Genomic DNA, 18628 nt, shown 5'->3' with positions numbered 1-18628 from the left:
TAGATGGCTGTTAGTATTGTAAGGTTAAAGGAACAGTTAATGAATAGTATTGATACGACAGATTTAGTTGAAGTTGAAAAGGTGGAACGTTATATTGATCTAGTTAAAGCATTTCGAAAAATTAATAAAACGATAACTAAAGAAGGGGAATCTGTAACAATCAAAAATGGAACCCAAGTTTTCGTTAAGGCCCACCCTCTTATAAGTGAGAGGAATAAAATTAACAGTTCTTTAATTGCGTTAGGGAGAGATATAAAGTTTGTTGTTAAGAATACTATCCCTGATACAGGATATAACAAAAGTGATCTTACATGATTAAGCAAAAATATGTAGAAGAATATATTGAACTTTATCGAAGTGGGAAAGTGAAGTTCAATAAAGAAAGAGAACTGTTAATTGGATATCTAGAAAAATACGTTCTAAATAGAGACGATTTGTATTTTGATGATGAAATGATTGAGGATTGTATTAACTTCGGTGAGAAGTGGTATTTTCCGATGCAACCATTTCAAAAATTCTTAATAGCATTCGTCTTTTTGTTTTATAAGAAAAATGGACGTGTATTTTATCGTAAATTCCTATGGATGTTAGGGCGTGGCGGCGGTAAAAATGGTCTGATTTCTGTTATTATTCATTTTTTAATTAGTGAATTACATGGCATTCCAGAGTATAACATTTCAGTTGTTGCGAATAGTGAAGAACAGGCGAAAACAAGCCCTGATGAAGTTCATAAATGTGTGAAGAAGAATGAGGTCTTGAAGAGGGCCTTTAAAACAACGTTAACTCAAACGGTTTCAAAGGCTACTGAAAGTGTACTGAAGTTTAGGACTTCAAACGGTGATACAAAAGATGGTTTGCGTGATGGTGCTGTAGTATTTGATGAAATACATCAATACGAAAGTAATAAAGATGTCCGTGTTCATATCAGTGGTTTAGGGAAAAAGAAAAACCCACGTGAATTTTACATTGGTACAGATGGATATGTTCGTGACGGTTTCTTAGATAAGCAAAAAGAAAAGGCAATGAAGGTATTGAACGGTGAAGCACGTCCGAATGCTGTCTTTCCTTTTATCTGTAAATTGAATGATGAAAACGAAGTGGATGATATTGATAATTGGGAACTTGCTAATCCTATGTTATCTAAACCATTGAGCGAATATGCTGAGGGGTTACTTGAAACTATAAAAGAAGAATACGAAGATTTGGAAGATGACCCAAGTAATAGAGAAGAATTCATGACAAAACGAATGAATTTACCTGTTACAGATTTAGAAAGGTCAGTTGCAAAATGGGAAGAGATTGCGGCAACTAATCGCGAATTGCCAGATTTACAAGGTCATGAATGTATCGGCGCACTTGATTATGCAAGTATTCGTGATTTCGCAGCATGTGGATTACTTTTTAGAAGTAAGGGTGATTATTTATGGAAATCTCATTCGTATGCTAGAAAGGAATTCGTTGATAAATATTATAGTTATTCCAAAAAGCATGATGCTGAAATTGCAGGTAAGAAAAAGTTTGCACCAATTAGAGAATGGGAAGAGCAAGGCCTTCTGACAGTTGTGGAAGGAGAAACAATTGATCCGCATACCATCGTTGCTTGGTTCGTTGAAATGCGAAATTATTATGATATCAAAAAAATCATAATGGATAATTATCGTGCGGACTTACTAAGAACACTTTTTGAGGATGCTGGATTTGAAGTTGAAGTAATTAGAAATCCGAGAGCTATTCATGGTTTGCTTGCTCCTAGAATTGAAGTTGCATTTGCACATCGCCAAATTGTATTTGGTGATAATCCAATAATGCGTTGGTATACCAATAATGTACTCGTTGTTATTAAAAAAGATGGAAATAAAATGTATGAGAAGAAAGAACCAGTTCGCAGAAAAACAGATGGATTCCAGGCATTTGTACATGCTATGTATCGAGCGGATGAGGTAAGAGAAACAGATGTTGGTGCAGCGCTAGACTTGCTGAATGCATTGAACTTCTAAGAAGGGGGTGAAGGGGAAATATGAGTTGGTTGTCGGATGTACTTGGTAAAAATAAAGAGATTAATATGATGCTAAATGATTTTGATTTCTTTGGTATTGAAACGAATCAAAGAGCGTATTTAAAAAAGGTAGCATTAGAAACTTGTATTAATTTTATTGCTCGAACCGTTTCGTTGTCTGAATTTCGGATGATGAAAAAGGATACACGTCAATATAATGATTGGCATTACTTATTGAATATTAGGCCCAATACAGATCAAAGCGCAGCTGATTTTTGGCAAGATTTTGTGTATAAATTGATTCTTGATAATGAAGTGTTGGCAATTCTTACAGATCAAAATGATTTACTCATTGCTGATCATTTTGATCGTGTTGAATATGCAGTATATCCTGATGTGTTTAAAAATGTAACCGTAAAGGATTATACATTCCAAAGGTCATTTCAAATGGACGAGGTTATTTACATTACTTATAACAATGAAGAATTGACAAAATTTATGAGTGGAATATTCAAGGATTACACTCAACTTTTTAGTCGTATGATTGAGACAAATATGTTTTCTAATCAAATACGTGCAACTGCCGAGATGGAATCCGCACAGAATTTGGAGGGGGAAAACCTTACTAAATTACAAAGCTTTATGGATAAATTGTTTGGGGCGTTTCGGAAAAACGCTTTTGCAATCGTTCCAAAAATAAAAGGTTTTAACTATACGGAAATTGCCGATGGTTCAAATAATGGAAGGTCTGTAGAGGAACTATCAAAATTAAAAAAAGATTTAATAGATCATGTGGCTAATATTTTAGGTATTCCTACGGCATTAGTTCGTGGTGATATGGGAGACTACGAAACATCAATTAAAGCCTATATAAAGTTCTGTATTAGTCCTCTAATTAAAAAGATTGAAGATGAATTAAATGCGAAATTAATTGAAAAAAAGAATTTCCTATTAGGAGAAAAAATTGAAGTAACTGGTGTGAAAGAGAAAGATATTATAGATCATGCTGAAGCTGTTGATAAATTAGTAGCAAGTGGTGCATTCACTAGAAATGAGGTGAGGAAGTTGTTTGGTGCTGAACGCTCTAATAATCCAGAACTAGACGAATTTGTAATTACGAAGAATTATCAATCTGCAAATTCAATTGAAGGAGGTGATAAGAATGAAAAATAAAATACAACATATTCCTTATCAGTTTTCTAATGCAGTTAATCCAGAAAATGATGAGCACGAAATGGTGTTATCAGGTTATATCGGTAGTAGCAGTTGGTGGTACGATGCTATTAGTGCTGAAAGTGTAAGAAGCGCTTTGAAAGAAGTTAGAGCATCTACAGTTAAAATTAAATTAAACAGTGGTGGTGGCGATGCCGATCAAGGTGTTGAGATTTATAATTACTTAAAGGACTTAGATAAAAAAGTCATTGTGGAAGTTACATCACTAGCAGCTTCTGCTGCATCGATTATTGCAATGGCTGCTGACGAGATTGTTATGCGCACAGGCTCACGAATGATGATTCATGAAGCGTCAACAATAGCTTATGGAAACAAGCAGGATATTCAAAAAACATTGAATGCACTCGAAGCGTATGATGAGTCGATAGTTTCAATTTATCAGCAAAAAACAGGTAAAAGTCGTGAAGAGATTACAGATTTATTAGAAGCTGAAACGTGGTTTACTGCTGAACAAGCAGTACAAGAAGGTTTTGCTGACAAAGTAGAATTTGATAATCGAGAAAGTGATAGTGGTATTACTGATGAACAGTTGGAACAGATTATTAATAGGGTAACGAATAACTTACAACAAAATATGAATTTATCAAATAAACCTAATCCAGAACCACCACATTTACAAGTGGAGGGCAATCAAAAACGGAAAAGGTTTTTTTAATTCTCAAAAATTAGGAGGAAACAATTATGGTTATGAAAATTAAAGGTACAATGGAAAACTTTGAAGCGAAAAAACAAGCATATATGAATCTGGTGAAAGCGGAAGATACAAAAATGGAGGATTTATCTGCAGCATTTGATGATATGTTTGATACTCTTGTAACGGATTTATCAGAAAAAATTTCAGCACAAGCACGTATCGAAGCGCAAGACGCTCAAATTTTGACGTCACGTGGACAAAACGTTTTAACGTCTGAAGAACGTAAATTCTTTAATGCAGTTGTACAAGATGGGGGATTTAAGGATGATTCAATTCTTCCATATACTACACAAGAACGTGTATTTGAAGATTTAGTAACTGAACATCCATTACTTGAAGCAATTGGAATGCAAGATTTAGGAGCAGTAACGAAGTTTATTTATTCTGACGCAACAAAAGCGTATGCATGGGGAGAATTATTCGGTGATATTAGAGGACAAATAAATGCAGCCTTTAGAGAAGAACAAATTGGACAACTTAAATTAACTGCATTTAGCGCTGTTCCAAATGACATGCTTGAATTAGGTCCAGTATGGGTTGAGCGTTACGTTCGAACATTATTAGTAGAAAGTTATTCTGTTGGTTTAGAGTTTGGCTTTGTAAATGGTGGCGGATCAGTAGCGCATCAACCAGTAGGTTTAATGAAAGATGTAAATGCAACTACAGGCGCAGTTACTGATAAAAAATCATCCGGCACATTAACATTTGCTCCTTCTGAAAATGGTGAAGTAATTGCTGGTGAGCTTTATGAAGTAGTAAAAGCTTTATCTGTTGATGGAAAAGGAAAATCTCGTAAAGTGTTAAATAAAATTGTGATGGTTGTCAATCCTGTAGATGCAATTGGTGTACAAGCACGTAACACAATTCAAACTGCTAATGGCCAATGGGTAATGGCATTACCTTATAACATTCAAACTGTTGAATCTGAAGAAGTTCCAGTTGGAAAAGCGTTATTCTTTGTGAAAGGACAATATATCGCAGCAATAGCAGGTGGATACAAACTTAAAAAGTTTGACCAAACATTAGCGATTGAAGATGCTACGCTTTATACAATCAAACAGTTTGCTAATGGTAAACCAAAAGATAATAAAGCGGCTCTTGTTTATGATTTAAAAATTTCTTTTACACCACCAACTCCACCAGCAACTAAATAAGGAATGATGTGAATGGATAAGGTAATTTCAAATGAAATATTACAGCAATTCAAAGATAGGATGCGATTAGGTGATGATGAAGATGACAACCTGAGACGCATCCTATTTGCATCCAATGAAGATTTAACTAGGGTTTGTGGTAATTACAATCTTAATATTGACGAGGTGTTCAAGGAATTAGTCTTTGAACGTTCTCGTTATGTTTATAACGATGCCTTAGAGTATTTCGATAAGAACTTTTTAAGCCAGATTAATAGTTTAAGCATTGGAAAAGCTTTAGAAGAAATTAAGTTGGACGGTGATTAATATGCGTCCTTTTCAGTATAAAAAACCATTAAATACAGGTGATTTCAGGAATCGAATTAGCATTGAACAACCTGTAGTAATAAAAGATGAATTAAACCAAGTAATCGAAACATCTTGGCAAGAATTAAAGAAAGCCTGGTCAATGATAAAAACGGTGAAAGGTTCCGAGTACATTGAAGCTTCGGCTTCACAAGCTACACGAGTTTATCGTTTTGTGATTCCTTATACTTCTGATATTACAGAATTAATGCGAATTAAAATGAAGGATCGTATCTTTGACATTATCGAACCGCCAATGAATGATGATGAAATGTATCAAACATTGACTATTATCGCAAAGGAGCATGTTTAATATGAACGATTTTACGAGTGAACTTGCTAGAGAATTACAAAGATATGCAAATGTTGTGGAAGAAGATTTGGAAAATGAAATCGATGAAGTAGCAGATATTGCTGTAAGTAAATTGAGGCAAAGTGGTCCTAAAAAAACAGGTGCTTATCGTAAAGGGTGGCGTAAGAAAAAAGAGGGAAATGGCGTTGTTCTTCATAATACAAAAGGGCAATTAACACATCTCTTAGAAAATGGGCATGCGAAAGTCGGTGGAGGTCGAGTGCCAGCACAAGTGCATATTCGCCCAGTTGAAGAATATGTAATCGATGAATTACCAAGACGTATGGAAAGAGTGATTCAACAATGACATTAGGTGAATTAACAAAAATCCTTGAAGCTACAGGTTATCCTGTGGCTTATTCTCATTTTACAGCAACACCGACCAAGCCGGTTCCAGCGCCACCTTATATTTGTATCCTTGTTGATGGATCAGCAAATTTAATGGCTGATAATAAGGTGTATCACAAGATAGACGATGCAAATATTGAACTTTACACAACTAAAAAAGATTTAGTTGCAGAAGCAAAACTTGAAAAAGTCCTAGACGATCATGAGATTCCTTATGACTCGTACGGGACTTTTATTGAATCTGAAAAAATGTATCAAAAAATATATGAAACGAGGTTGTTGTAAATGAATGAAAACAAGGTAACATTCGGTTTGAAAAATGTACATTACGTGCCATTTGATATTAAAGATTTCTTAGTTACATTTGGGACACCAATTCCATTACCTGGTGGAGTGGAACTAACATTTGAGCCACGTGGTGATTTAATTGAATTCTATGCAGATGACATGCTTTATTACGCGGCAAGTAATAATCAGGGTTACGATGGAACATTAAGTATTGCTACTATCCCAGAAAAATTTGCTATTGATGCACTCGGTGAAGAATTAGACGAAACGGATGGTGTATTAAATGAATTGGCTGATGCAAAAGGGAAACCGTTCGCATTATTATTTGAGTTTGATGGTGATGTCAATGCAACTCGACATGTTATGTATAACTGTTCAGCAAGTCGTCCAACACTTGCATCTAAAACAAAAACAAGTTCAGCTGAACCAAATACAAATGAACTGAAGTTTGTTTCTAGTCCAATTGTTTTAGCGCCAGGGGGAAGACCTATGGTTAAAACGAAAACGACTGCTAAAACAACGCAAGCAATTTATAACGACTGGTACAAAAAAGTATATGTAAAAACACCAGCAACACCAAAAGGAGCGTAATAGTAAATGGAAAAGACAATTACAATAGACGGAAAACAAGTCCGATTAAAAAGTACAGCAGCTACTGTTAAACGATATAAAGCGCAATTCAGACGTGATTTATTTGCTGATATGTTTAAGTTAGGGATTTTGTCTCCTTCAAATCCTCAAGAGGGTTCACTAGCCACTATTGATTTAGCAAATGCAGATTTAAGTAAGTTAGATTTTGAAGTTGTTTATGATTTAGTTTGGCTATACGCGAAAACAGCAAATCCAGAAATTGCTGAGCCGATTACATGGTTAGACGGTTTTGATGAATTCCCTATTTCAGAGATTATTCCGGAAATTATGGATATGATTCAAAGTACGATGGGCGCAAAAAAAAAATAAAGAAAAGTAATGGAGAGCAAGGAACGTTCAGTGATGAAGAATTAACCACTGACACGTTCCTTGCTCTTTGTTATAAGGCGAAATTAACGCATTGGGATTTAGAAGTTATGACAATTGGTGATTGTTTTGATTACATTGCTGAATTTGCTGAAATGGAGAAACCAGATAAAGACAAAACTCGTAAAGCGAACCAAAAAGACTTCGATACATTCTAAGAAAGGGGTGAGATGATGGCAGGAGGAAGAATTAAAGGGATTACAATTTCTATAGATGGAGAAACTACGGGTCTTCAAAATGCCTTGAAAGATGTAAATAAACAAAGTGATTCTTTGGCTAAAGAGTTAAAAGATGTTGAGCGTTTATTAAAATTTGATCCAGGTAATGTTGAAGCGCTTGCTCAAAAACAACAGTTACTCACACAACAAATAGACAATACAACGCAGAAATTAGATAAGTTAAAGGCAGCAGAACAACAAGTGCAAGCCCAATTTCAAAACGGTAAAATTTCTGAAGAACAATATCGTGCTTTTCGACGTGAAATTGAATTTACAGAAGGATCTCTTAATGGACTGAAAAATAAACTTGGAAATATGAAGGCTGAACAAGATAATGTAGCGAGTTCCACAAGGCAATTAGAAACATTGTTTAGCGCGACTGGGAAAAGTGTTGATGATTTTGCAGGAGCATTAGGGAATCGTCTTGTGAATGCAATTAAAAGCGGCACAGCAACAAGTAGACAATTAGACCAAGCAATTGGTCTTATTGGTCGTGAGGCGTTAGGAGCGGAAGGCGACATTGAAAAATTACAGCGAGCGCTACGGTCTGTAGATTCTGGTAATTCTATTCAACAAGTACGAAATGAATTAAGGGACTTACAGCAAGAAGCTGGGAGAACTGAGAAAAAGTTTGAAGGATTAAAAATAGGGTTGGAAAATGTCATTGGTGGTATGGCAGCTGGTGGCGGTATTGCTAGTGCAGTTGAAAAAGCAATGGATATGTCAAAATTGAAAACTAAGATTGATATCACTTTTGATGTTCCAGAGTCTTCGAAAAAATCAGTGGAAGAAGCTATTAGGGGCGTTAGTACTTATGGTATTGACGCTGAAGAAGCATTAGAAGGTGTTCGCAGACAATGGGCATTAAATAAGGATGCTTCGGATGAAACAAATGCCGCTGTGGTTAAAGGGGCAGCGACTATTGCAGCATCCTATGCTGGAATTGATTTTAATGAACTTATACAAGAAACCAATGAGATTGGTGCAACGTTAGGTATTACTAACGAGGAAGCATTGGGGCTAGTTAATACATTATTAAAAACAGGATTTCCACCAGAACAATTAGATATTATCGCTGAATATGGGGATCAAATGATTCAAGCTGGATTTTCGGCTAAAGAAGTCCAAGGAATTATGTCAGCAGGGGTAGATACTAAGAGTTGGAATATCGATAACCTATTAGATGGTGTGAAAGAAGGACGTATCAAAATGGCTGAGTTTGGTGCGGGTGTAGATAAATCTATGCAAGAGGTTTTAGATAAAACAAAGATTTCGGCGGATCAGTTTGGAAAATGGGGCCAAGCTATCGCTCAAGGTGGCGAAGGTGGACAAAAAGCGATGCTTGAAGCCACGAAAGCTTTAGCTGGTGTTGAAAATGCAACAGACAGAAATGCACTTGGCACGAAGATGTTCGGTACTCTTTGGGAAGACCAAGGAAAGAAAATCATCGACACTATTTTGAAAGCAGAAGGAAAACAAGTTGATTTAAAAAAAGGGGTAGAGGATTTACATGGTGCTACTTCTAAAATAGATGCAAGCCCAGCAGTTAAGTTTCAAAAAGCAATGCAAGATTTACAAGTAGCTCTCAAACCAGTTCTAAGTGTTATAGCTGATGTTGTTGCTAAAATTGCGGATTGGATTTCTAATAACCCAAAGTTAGCAGCTACATTAGCAGCTATAGCGGTAGCTATAGGTGTAATTTCAGGAGCATTTATGGCTTTAGCGCCAATAGTTGTTGTCATAAAGGGTATAGGATTGGCCATGACGGGATGGATTGCTCTCATTCCAATAATAGTAGCGGCTGTTGTCGCTTTAGGGGTAGTTATTTATCAAAATTGGGATTCTATAACGAAATGGACCATTGATGCCTGGAATGCAATTGGAGAATTCTTAGTAGGAATATGGGACGGGATTGTGCAATGGGCAAGTGAAGCGTGGAATAGTATTAGTGAATCTACATCAGAAGCTTGGAACTCAATTAAAGAATATTTAATAGAGCTATGGAATGGAATAACGGAGTCATTAACTGAAACATGGAACACAGTGGTTGAAGCTACTCAGGAAACATGGAATTCAATCATTGAATATTTGACTGGGATTTGGAATGAGGTAGTTGAGACGTTGTCAGAAGTTTGGATTAGTATCAGCCAAACCACTTCGGAAGTGTGGACAGCGATTAGTGAGTTTTTCATTAGCACCTGGAATGGACTAGTTGCTTTTATAACTCCTGTACTACAAGGAATTGCTGATTTCTTTTCTATGATTTGGAATGGAATTTCAACAGTTATTCAAACCGTATGGAATTTCATTACTCAATATTTACAAGCAATTTGGACAGCAATTCTATACTTTGCTACTCCAATTTTTGAATCTATACGAGAGTTTTTAGCTTCGATATGGGAAACTATTAAGCAAAAAGCTATAGCGGTGTGGGATGCACTTGCAAATTTCTTAACGACTTGTTGGAGTGGAATAGTTTCAATTGCGACAACAGTATTTGATTGGATTAAAAATACAATTACAACTGTTTGGAATGCAATCAGTTCAGCAACAATGACTGTATGGAATGCAGTGAAAAACTTCTTGCAATCATGCTGGAACGGACTAGTTTCTTTTGTGGTACCAATTTTTAATTCGATAAAAGGATGGATTATAAATACATGGACCACGATTAGTTCTACAACAAGTACGGTATGGAATGCTGTAACAAACTACTTATCTAGTTTATGGAGTTCAATCGTTTCTATAGCAAGGGCTATTTTTAACAACATTAAAGAGGCTATTTCAACAGTTTGGAATATGATTAGTAGTACTAGTGTCAGCGTATGGAATGGCATTAAATCTACTCTTGTGAGTATTTGGGAAGGGATTAAATATACAGCAGCATCAGTCTGGCGTGGATTGATGGATGCAATTATGACACCCGTAAATTGGGTGACAAGGGCTGTTATTGGCGCGTTCGAAGGTATGCAATCAGCTATACTCGCTGTGTGGAGTGGCATTAAAAGTGGTATAAAAGCAGCCATCAACGGACTTATTTATATGATAAATAAGTTCATTTATGCATTTAATACACCAGCACAATTATTAAATCGAATCCCTGGTGTGAGTGCTCCTACGATTCCATATGTTCCAATGCTTGCTAAAGGTGGAAAGCCTGTAGGTGATGGTTCATTTATTACCGGAGAAGCCGGACCAGAATTATTTACTAAGAAAGGTAATTCCATTACGGTTACACCTTTATCATCAAAAGAAAAATCGCTTGGTATAACAGGAACAATGAATCAATTGATGGGGGATATGAGTCGTATGATGGCTAGTTCTATGAGTCAGTTGTCAGGGCTAAAGACTGTTATGAGTGGTGTATATGGAAATATGTCAAATAGTAGACAAGCTATGACCAGCGGCGTTGCAAATCAAGTATTCAATTACTCTCCTGGATCATCCGGTGATAATAGGGTACCAATGCAGGGTGGCGACTTAGTAGTTGAAGTTCCTGTTGTTTTAGATGGTCGAGATGTGGCACGCGGTACTTATCGCTATACAACCGAATATCAAGAAAGAGAAACAAAAAGAAACGCAGACTTTTAGGTTTGGGTTTCTTTTATTTTATAAAGAAATGAGGTGTCAAAATGAGCTCTTTCAAATTTAACAATGAACGTAAAAGGTATATCCAAATTGCAAAAGGTTGGAAAAGACCAACTTGGGCACCATTGAAACGGAATTTTCTAAGTACCCCAGGATATCCAGGGGCAAGATTATTAAATACACAAACAGAAATGCGTGTTTTATCAATTCCTGTAGGGATTATAGTTCCTGATGATGCTGATTTAGAAATGGTAAAAGAAGAAATTGCAAGTTGGTTAATAACAGATCAACCAGTAGAGCTTATTTTTGATGTAGAACCCAATAGAACATATTTAGCAGTTGTGGATGACAGTTTTGATCCAGATGAGTTTGTAACACTTGGAATAGGAACACTTAAGTTCATTTGTCCAATGCCATATAAGTTAGGTCCTGTACAAAGTAAAACCCTTGCTATTGAGAACAGTGACTTAAAGTCTAACTTTATTAACAAAGGATCTGTAGAGTCTAATCCAATTATTGATATAACTGTAGGGGCAAAGAGTCCTTTTCTGGATGTATGGAACGGGCTAGAGTACTTCAGACTTGGTTATCCAGTCCCAATACAGACGGTTGTGGTATCTAGAGAGGAACGTATTTTATGGGATGAAATGACGGACTTAGCCAAATGGACACCGTATACTCAAAAAATCGGTTATATTCAGCCCGCAGGTAGTTTTAAAGTATGGCAAGGTTACGCATTCTATGCTGAAGATTATGGTAATGGTACCGCATGGCATGGACCTGTAATGACTAGGGCAATCCCTCAAGATGCTACTGATTTTATTTTAGATTGTCAATTCACACTACAATCTACTAGGGTTGGTCAAATGGGTTCTGTAGCTGTATTTCTTCTAGGAGATAATGATGAAGTTATGACTATGCTGGATTTAACAGATTACTACAATACTATGCAAAACATCAATGGTAGAGTAGGCGTAGGTTGGATGGAATCTGAGGTCAATAAAGATAACTATAGAATCATAGAATCCACAGGTGGTATTCGTGAAGGATCGTTCAATGATTTTAGAGGTCACTTGTCAATGAAGCGTGAAGGTAACAAGTGGTCTGCTAAGGTATCTAAATACAGAGCGAATACAGAGATTGATAACGATACTGAATTAGATTATTGGATAGACATAAGCAATACATCTAAATATACAAGTATGAAGCCGAAAAAAATTGCTGTAGCAGTTACTAAATACGGAAATAATGATGCGATGGAAGTCGCGTTTGTTGAAGATGTTAAGTTTTACAAGATTAATCATTTCGATAAAGATGTAACACCTTATATTTTTGATATAGGAGATAAAATTCAAATAGACACAGAAAGATCATTAGTAACAATCAATGGAACAAATGCAATTGCACTAAAAGATATATTTAGTTCATTCCCTGTTATAAAGAGAGGGAAAAATGAAGTCATAATACGTCCAGCAAATGTAGGAATAGCAAAATTAACGTATAGGGAGCGATTTAGATGAGTACACCAAGTGGAGACTTACATGTTGTTGATTTTAAAACAAATCAAATCGTTTCAGCTATACAACCTAAGGACTATTGGAATGACAAACGGCATTGGGAAATTAAAAATAATATTGATACTCTAGAGTTTAGGGTATTTGAGAATACAGATCATGCAGCAACACTTGTACAGCAAAATTTAGTATTAAAAGAAGTACGTGGCGGTAGAATCGTTCCGTATGTCATTACAGAAACGGAAAAGGATTCTAAGGATAGATCATTAATGGTTTATGCATCTGGTGAATGGATTCAGCTTGCTAAAGCAGCAATTATAGAGCCACAAAAATTGGAAAGCAAAACATTAAAACAGTGTATGGAAATAGCTCTTAAAGGGACGAAGTGGAAAATAGGTAAAACCGAACATGACGGAGCACATTCAATGGAAATTGAAGAATTTACAAATCCATTGGATTTTCTTAAACAAATTGCCGCTTCATTTGAAATAGAAATTCAATATCGAGCTGAAGTTGTTGGTTCTAAAATTGTTGGTCGTTATGTGGATATGGTTAAGAGACGAGGGCGAGATACAAGAAAAGAAGTAACCTTTGGTAAAGATTTAATAGGAATTAAACGTATTGAGAACTCTCAAAACATTTGTACAGCCTTATTAGGTTTTGTGAAAAAAGAAAATGGAGAATTTATTACAATCTCATCCATAAATAAGGGTGTTCCTTATCTTGTGGATGATGCAGCTTATCAACGCTGGAATGAGAACGGAAAACATAAATTCGCTTTCTACACTCCACAAACAGACGACCAAAATATGTCTCCAGAAAGACTTTTAACTTTAATGAAAACGGAAATGAGAAAGCTTGTGAATGCTTCCGTTTCTTATGGAGTCGATGTACAAAATATAGCTAGAATACCTAATTTATCACATGAAGAGATCAATGAAGGAGATACAATTCGAATTATAGATGAAGGGTTTACACCTAAGTTGTATCTTGAAGCGCGAGCTATTGCTGGTGATGAATCTTTTAAAGATCCTATACAAGATAACTATGTATTTGGTGATTATCGTGAAATCGTGGATCAAAATGATGAGTTGCGAAGATTATACCAAAAGATACTCAGTTCATTGTATGACAAGGTTCCGCAGGAGTTATTTGACCAATTAAATAATAAAGTAAAGGAACAAAACAAAGACATCATTGATGCTAAAGATAAAGCTGATCAGGCTCAAAAAGAAAGCCAAACAGCAAAAGACTTGGCAGAAGCAACACAAAAATATATGAATCAAAATCTTGTAGATATTATAGAAGGAGCTAATCCACCTACTACTAATCTTAAACCTAATAAAACACTATGGCGTGATATTAGTAATGGTAAGCCTGGTATTTTAAAAATATGGACAGGTGTATCGTGGGAACCTGTTGTTCCTGATACAGCTCCATTACAGCAAAGTATTAAAGATGTTAAGAAAGATATTGAAACAGCTAAAACGGAATTAAATCAAAAGGTTCAAAGTGTGGAAGGTAAAGCGCAAGAGATAGCTGGACAAATAGTGGATGTTCAAAAGCAAGTTAATGGCAAAGTGGATCAAACATGGATTAATACACAGTTAAAAGATAAAGCCGATAAATCTGGAGTGTTTACAAAAGAGGAAATTAACAATGGTTTTATAGGGAAACAAATCTATGAAACTGATAAACAAGGGAATGTACAGAAATTCAAGGATATTAATACATCGATTGGTCAAACAAATGAAGCTCTTACACAGAAAGCGGAGAAGTCCGAATTAAAGAAAACGAATGAAGGCATGTCACAGTTGGAGCAGAAAACAAACGAGATTAAGACAACAGCTGAGGGGACGAAACAGACTCTTACAGAACTTAAAACGCAAGTAGATAATACAAAACTAGATGGACGAAATTCGCTTAAAAACTCTAATTTTTCTAGTTATATTGTTAATGATTCTATAAGTTGGGACAAATCGTTAAATGGTAATCTTCAGGCATCTGGTTGGGGAAGTGGGTATAACGGTGGTGTAGCAGATCCAACAAAAGGTTATCATGCCCATCTAGATATAACTACTTTCGGTTATCCAGTTGTAGCGTTTATTAATAAAAACAGTATTATCGGTCAAAAAAATAGATGGCTGGGTATCGCTGAAGATGTGGTTGCAGAATTTGCGAGAAATAATGTCGCGGGTAAAGAAATTACTATTAGTATGGATATTTGGTCAGATACAAAAGGTTTCCGTATAAACGGTGGGTTACATCATTTTATTGAAGGTAACACAGCACAAAGCTTTCACAGTGGTCAGTATGTGTTTAACGTAAGTGAAGTTAATAGATGGGAACGCTATACGTTTACCATGAAACTTCATGAAAAATTTGACGTTACTAAAGCTGTTAGATTGTATATATATGGTGGCGAAGGTATTGAAGGTACAGCGTATGTAAAAAACGTCAAACTTGAATTATCTAACGTTGCTACAGCATGGACACCAGCTCCAGAAGATCAAGTAACAACAATTGATTTTACTAAAAAGACGGTAGAAATTGAGACTACTATTAAAGGGATTAACACGACGGTTTCTAATATTCAAAATGAACAAGGAAAGCTTACTGAACGTGTAACGAAATCAGAGCAAACCGCAGATGGATTTAAAACTTCTATTGAATCGTTAACAAAAAAAGATACTGAAATCAGTAATAAATTAAATACGGTTGAATCCACTGTGGAAGGTACGAAGAAGACTATTTCTGATGTGCAGCAAACAACAAGTGAGCTTAAGAAAACAACAACTGAAATTAAAGAAGAAGCAGGAAAAGTCACTGAGAAGTTGAGTAGTGTGGAAAAAAAGTTTGATGATATGAAGATTGGCGGACGTAACATTCTGTTAAATACAGGTGGCACACTTAAATCTGACACAGGAACAACGGTGTCTAATATAGTAAATAAGTCATTTAAAATTGTGCCGGATGCTTTATCGATGCTACAAGGGCAGCAGTTTACTATTAGCTTTAAAGCAAGAACTATTGGATATGAAAAGGGAACACCGAATCCATGGGCTGGGGTAGAAGTGTGGATAAAGTATAAAGATGGTGAACAATTATGGCCTGGTGTTCGTTGCGAAAGTGATGTTAGCGCAAATCAAGAATGGAAAACATATTCCTTTACTTATAATCTTAAAGATAAAGCAATTGAGGTTTTCAATTCGCAAACGCTATTACGTAATGTTAAAGGCATGATCGAATTAAAAGAATGGCAAATTGAAATTGGAAATAAAGCAACAGACTATAAACCAGCAGCAGAAGATCAAGTAACAACCGATGAATTCACGAAGAAAACAACCGAAATCGAAAAAAGTGTGGATGGTGTAAAAACTACTGTATCAACTGTTCAAAAAGACCAAGGTGCAATGCAAACTACCTTGAATCAAGTTAAACAAACAACGGATTCTAATTCACAAACCATTACATCTCTATCTCAAACACAAGGCAAACAAGGAGAAATTGTACAACAAAACACGAGTGATATCACACAGTTGAATAATCAAATTAAATCCAAAGTAACAGATACTCAAATGCAAGAATATGTAGGTGGATTAGGAAGTACGAACTTACTATTTAATACTGCATTTGAAGATCGAGTAATAAACGCTACTACAGGAGCTGTAACGAGTAGAAAACCGAGTATTTCTAAATGGGGTGTCGGTCCAAACGGCAGTAACTTTACAGCTGTACCAGAAACAGCGAGAAACCATGACGGTATGAATTCCGTTAAATTAGAATCGTCCGGGCAGACAGTAGACAGAAATGCAGCGTTCTATCAATCATTACCTGTATCTCCTAACTCAGGTGATTATGTGTTATCTGCATGGTTTTACACAGATGCAGTTGCTACCATAGATAATACAGCATTTGTAATGATTGAATTTTACAATGGTTCTACTTGGGTTACGAATAAAGTCGTACAACTTGTACCATTACTGACTAATGGATCATGGAAATTTGTTAGTGTAACTATGCCATCTCCTGCATCTGGTGTTACTACGATACGTTTCGTAGTGGTTATTAGAAAAAACGGTAGACTTTGGGTATCGCAACCACAATTACAACAAGGTATTACACCTTCTAGTTTCATGGAGAATCCGAAAGACTATGCCAACTATGACCAACTTGTAGGCGAAATTGCAAAGAAAGTGGCTACTTCTGATTTTGATAGTAAAGTTTCTAAAATGGAAACAACGATCAATCAGCAATCTAACCGTATTGACTTAAAGGCAGAGAAAACGGATGTATACACCAAAACAGAAGCGAACGGTCAATTCGGAAGTAAGGCAATGGTGGAAAAGCACGAAAGCTCTATTACATTAATGTCTAATGAAATTAATTCAACAGTCAAAAAAGGCGATATTATCTCGACTATCAATCAAACAGCAGAAGCAGTTAAAATTAGTGCAGGTAAAATACAATTAGATGGAACAACAATAGCAAAGTATTTAGAAGCACAGGAACTTAAAGGTACAACCATACGTACAGACAATGGTTCTAATTATGTTCACATTCAAAAGCAATTTATACGTTTGATGGAGTCGAATTTAAATCGAATGTTTATTGGTTATTACAAAAGAGCTGTTGATAGCCAAATACAACCAACAATACTTATGCATGATGATGTGGATACATCACGTTTCCGCGATGGTACTTTAACAATATCTCAATTCCCAGTGAAAGGAGAAAATTACTATACCGGTAGCTTTGGTATTGTTAAAGGTTATGATGCGGATAAAACTCCACATTATTGCGCTAAATTAAATGTGGATACAAAAGGGGATGTATCTCTTAATGGAGATAACTATATTTATATTACTGGTAATAACGGAGTTACCCTAAGGTCTGATAAACAATTTAGCGCTTATACTAATACAATTCGTTTAGATTCTGTTAGCCACTTAGATATTCTTACTGGTGGGGCTTTGTTTATGAAAAGTAATCAGAATACAGAGGTCAATTCTGGTGGGCATACAATTATCACTTCTGGAAAAGGTATAAGTCAGTATGCAAAAAATGGATCATATTGGGTTGAAGTAGCAAACGGTGCTACCTTCACAGTATCTAATCCATCGAACGCATTTTGGGTAGACTCTGCTGGTGGAATAACATTAAAAGGTGGATCTAAATCCGTATGGATGGACAGTCAGTCTTCCATTGTATTCAACTTAAAAGGTAAAAATATGCTTGATATAGTTGCAACGCCCAACGCTGAAACAGACCTTCGATTCCAAACAGTAATGCTACGAAATGGTAACGTTGAGGGATATAAAACACTTCAAGTTAAAGATGGAACAGGGAATGCCTTTAATGCTGTTACGGCATCAGCTTTCCAAACAGCATCGAAACGTGAATACAAAACAAATATTCGTGATGTGCAGTTTAGCGCAATAGAAAAAATTATGGCACTTCAAATCCAACAATACAACTTGAAAACAGATATAGAAGACTTATATGAGAAGCGAATGAATCGTGTTGAAGGTGATCCAATCCTTACAACAAAGGATATAGAAACTCACTATGGGTGGATTGCAGATGATGAAAATACTCCTGAGTGTTTTGTTACAAAAACAAGAAATGCAGCTGAAATATATTCTTCAGTAGCAATTCAAATAAAGGCATTTCAAGAAGAAAAACAAGCTAAAGATGCTGAAATTCAAGAATTAAAAGAAGCGAATAAACAAATGAACAGTAGAATTGAAGTTTTAGAACAACTGTTACTTCAAAATTTAATTGATAAGAAACCAGAGCAGCTATAGGCTGTTTTTTATTTTGCATAAAATACGGCTTTTATAAGAAAAGCGGGACAAATAGATGTCTCTCTTTTTATTTT

General features: G+C 35.7%; 14 protein-coding genes. All 14 read left to right on the top strand.

The features are described 5' to 3' along the window. Window positions 1-3: 3 nt before the first annotated feature. The 14 genes from MHH27_RS20050 to MHH27_RS19985 all read left to right on the top strand — a co-directional run bounded on the left by MHH27_RS20050 (window position 4) and on the right by MHH27_RS19985 (window position 18554). Window positions 4-315 (top strand): P27 family phage terminase small subunit, encoded by a 312-nt coding sequence (locus tag MHH27_RS20050; RefSeq protein ID WP_016125621.1) that lies wholly within the window; start codon window positions 4-6, stop codon window positions 313-315. Beyond that, entirely contained in the window at window positions 312-1997 is a 1686-nt protein-coding gene (locus tag MHH27_RS20045) for a terminase large subunit domain-containing protein (RefSeq protein WP_016125622.1), read from the top strand. Before MHH27_RS20050 ends, MHH27_RS20045 begins: the two co-directional genes overlap by 4 nt. A gap of 20 nt (window positions 1998-2017) precedes the next feature. Further along, window positions 2018-3169, top strand: coding sequence for a phage portal protein (locus MHH27_RS20040; protein WP_046392743.1), 1152 nt, complete (start codon window positions 2018-2020; stop codon window positions 3167-3169). Then, window positions 3159-3884, top strand: a complete 726-nt coding sequence (locus MHH27_RS20035; RefSeq protein WP_000791073.1) for a head maturation protease, ClpP-related — start codon at window positions 3159-3161, stop codon at window positions 3882-3884. Before MHH27_RS20040 ends, MHH27_RS20035 begins: the two co-directional genes overlap by 11 nt. A 32-nt stretch (window positions 3885-3916) precedes the next feature. Continuing rightward, the gene (locus MHH27_RS20030) at window positions 3917-5077 is read left to right on the top strand and encodes a phage major capsid protein (protein WP_374058638.1); all 1161 of its coding nucleotides are present in this window, start codon (window positions 3917-3919) and stop codon (window positions 5075-5077) included. 12 nt (window positions 5078-5089) lie between these two features. Beyond that, window positions 5090-5383, top strand: a complete 294-nt coding sequence (locus tag MHH27_RS20025; protein WP_016125626.1) for a hypothetical protein — start codon at window positions 5090-5092, stop codon at window positions 5381-5383. Window position 5384: 1 nt separating this feature from the next. Then, window positions 5385-5735 (top strand): phage head closure protein, encoded by a 351-nt coding sequence (locus tag MHH27_RS20020; protein ID WP_340944807.1) that lies wholly within the window; start codon window positions 5385-5387, stop codon window positions 5733-5735. A 1-nt stretch (window position 5736) separates the two neighbouring features. Continuing rightward, complete coding sequence (locus MHH27_RS20015) at window positions 5737-6081, top strand: HK97 gp10 family phage protein (RefSeq protein ID WP_340943842.1); 345 nt, start codon at window positions 5737-5739, stop codon at window positions 6079-6081. Next, window positions 6078-6407: a hypothetical protein gene (locus MHH27_RS20010; protein ID WP_197235267.1), complete on the top strand. Its 330-nt coding sequence runs from the start codon at window positions 6078-6080 to the stop codon at window positions 6405-6407. Before MHH27_RS20015 ends, MHH27_RS20010 begins: the two co-directional genes overlap by 4 nt. Next, the gene (locus tag MHH27_RS20005) at window positions 6408-7001 is read left to right on the top strand and encodes a major tail protein (protein WP_086402589.1); all 594 of its coding nucleotides are present in this window, start codon (window positions 6408-6410) and stop codon (window positions 6999-7001) included. A 6-nt stretch (window positions 7002-7007) separates the two neighbouring features. Then, window positions 7008-7370, top strand: coding sequence for a hypothetical protein (locus tag MHH27_RS20000; protein ID WP_000415930.1), 363 nt, complete (start codon window positions 7008-7010; stop codon window positions 7368-7370). 227 nt (window positions 7371-7597) lie between these two features. After that, the gene (locus MHH27_RS19995; protein ID WP_340943836.1) at window positions 7598-11236 is read left to right on the top strand and encodes a phage tail protein; all 3639 of its coding nucleotides are present in this window, start codon (window positions 7598-7600) and stop codon (window positions 11234-11236) included. A 41-nt stretch (window positions 11237-11277) separates the two neighbouring features. After that, the gene (locus tag MHH27_RS19990) at window positions 11278-12753 is read left to right on the top strand and encodes a distal tail protein Dit (RefSeq protein WP_340943833.1); all 1476 of its coding nucleotides are present in this window, start codon (window positions 11278-11280) and stop codon (window positions 12751-12753) included. After that, complete coding sequence (locus MHH27_RS19985) at window positions 12750-18554, top strand: phage tail spike protein (protein ID WP_340943830.1); 5805 nt, start codon at window positions 12750-12752, stop codon at window positions 18552-18554. Before MHH27_RS19990 ends, MHH27_RS19985 begins: the two co-directional genes overlap by 4 nt. The last annotated feature ends 74 nt before the right edge of the window (window positions 18555-18628 follow it).

Source organism: Bacillus sp. FSL L8-0152, assembly GCF_038006365.1.
Classification (GTDB): domain Bacteria; phylum Bacillota; class Bacilli; order Bacillales; family Bacillaceae_G; genus Bacillus_A; species Bacillus_A cereus.
This window is presented reverse-complemented; position numbering and strand designations above follow the sequence as displayed.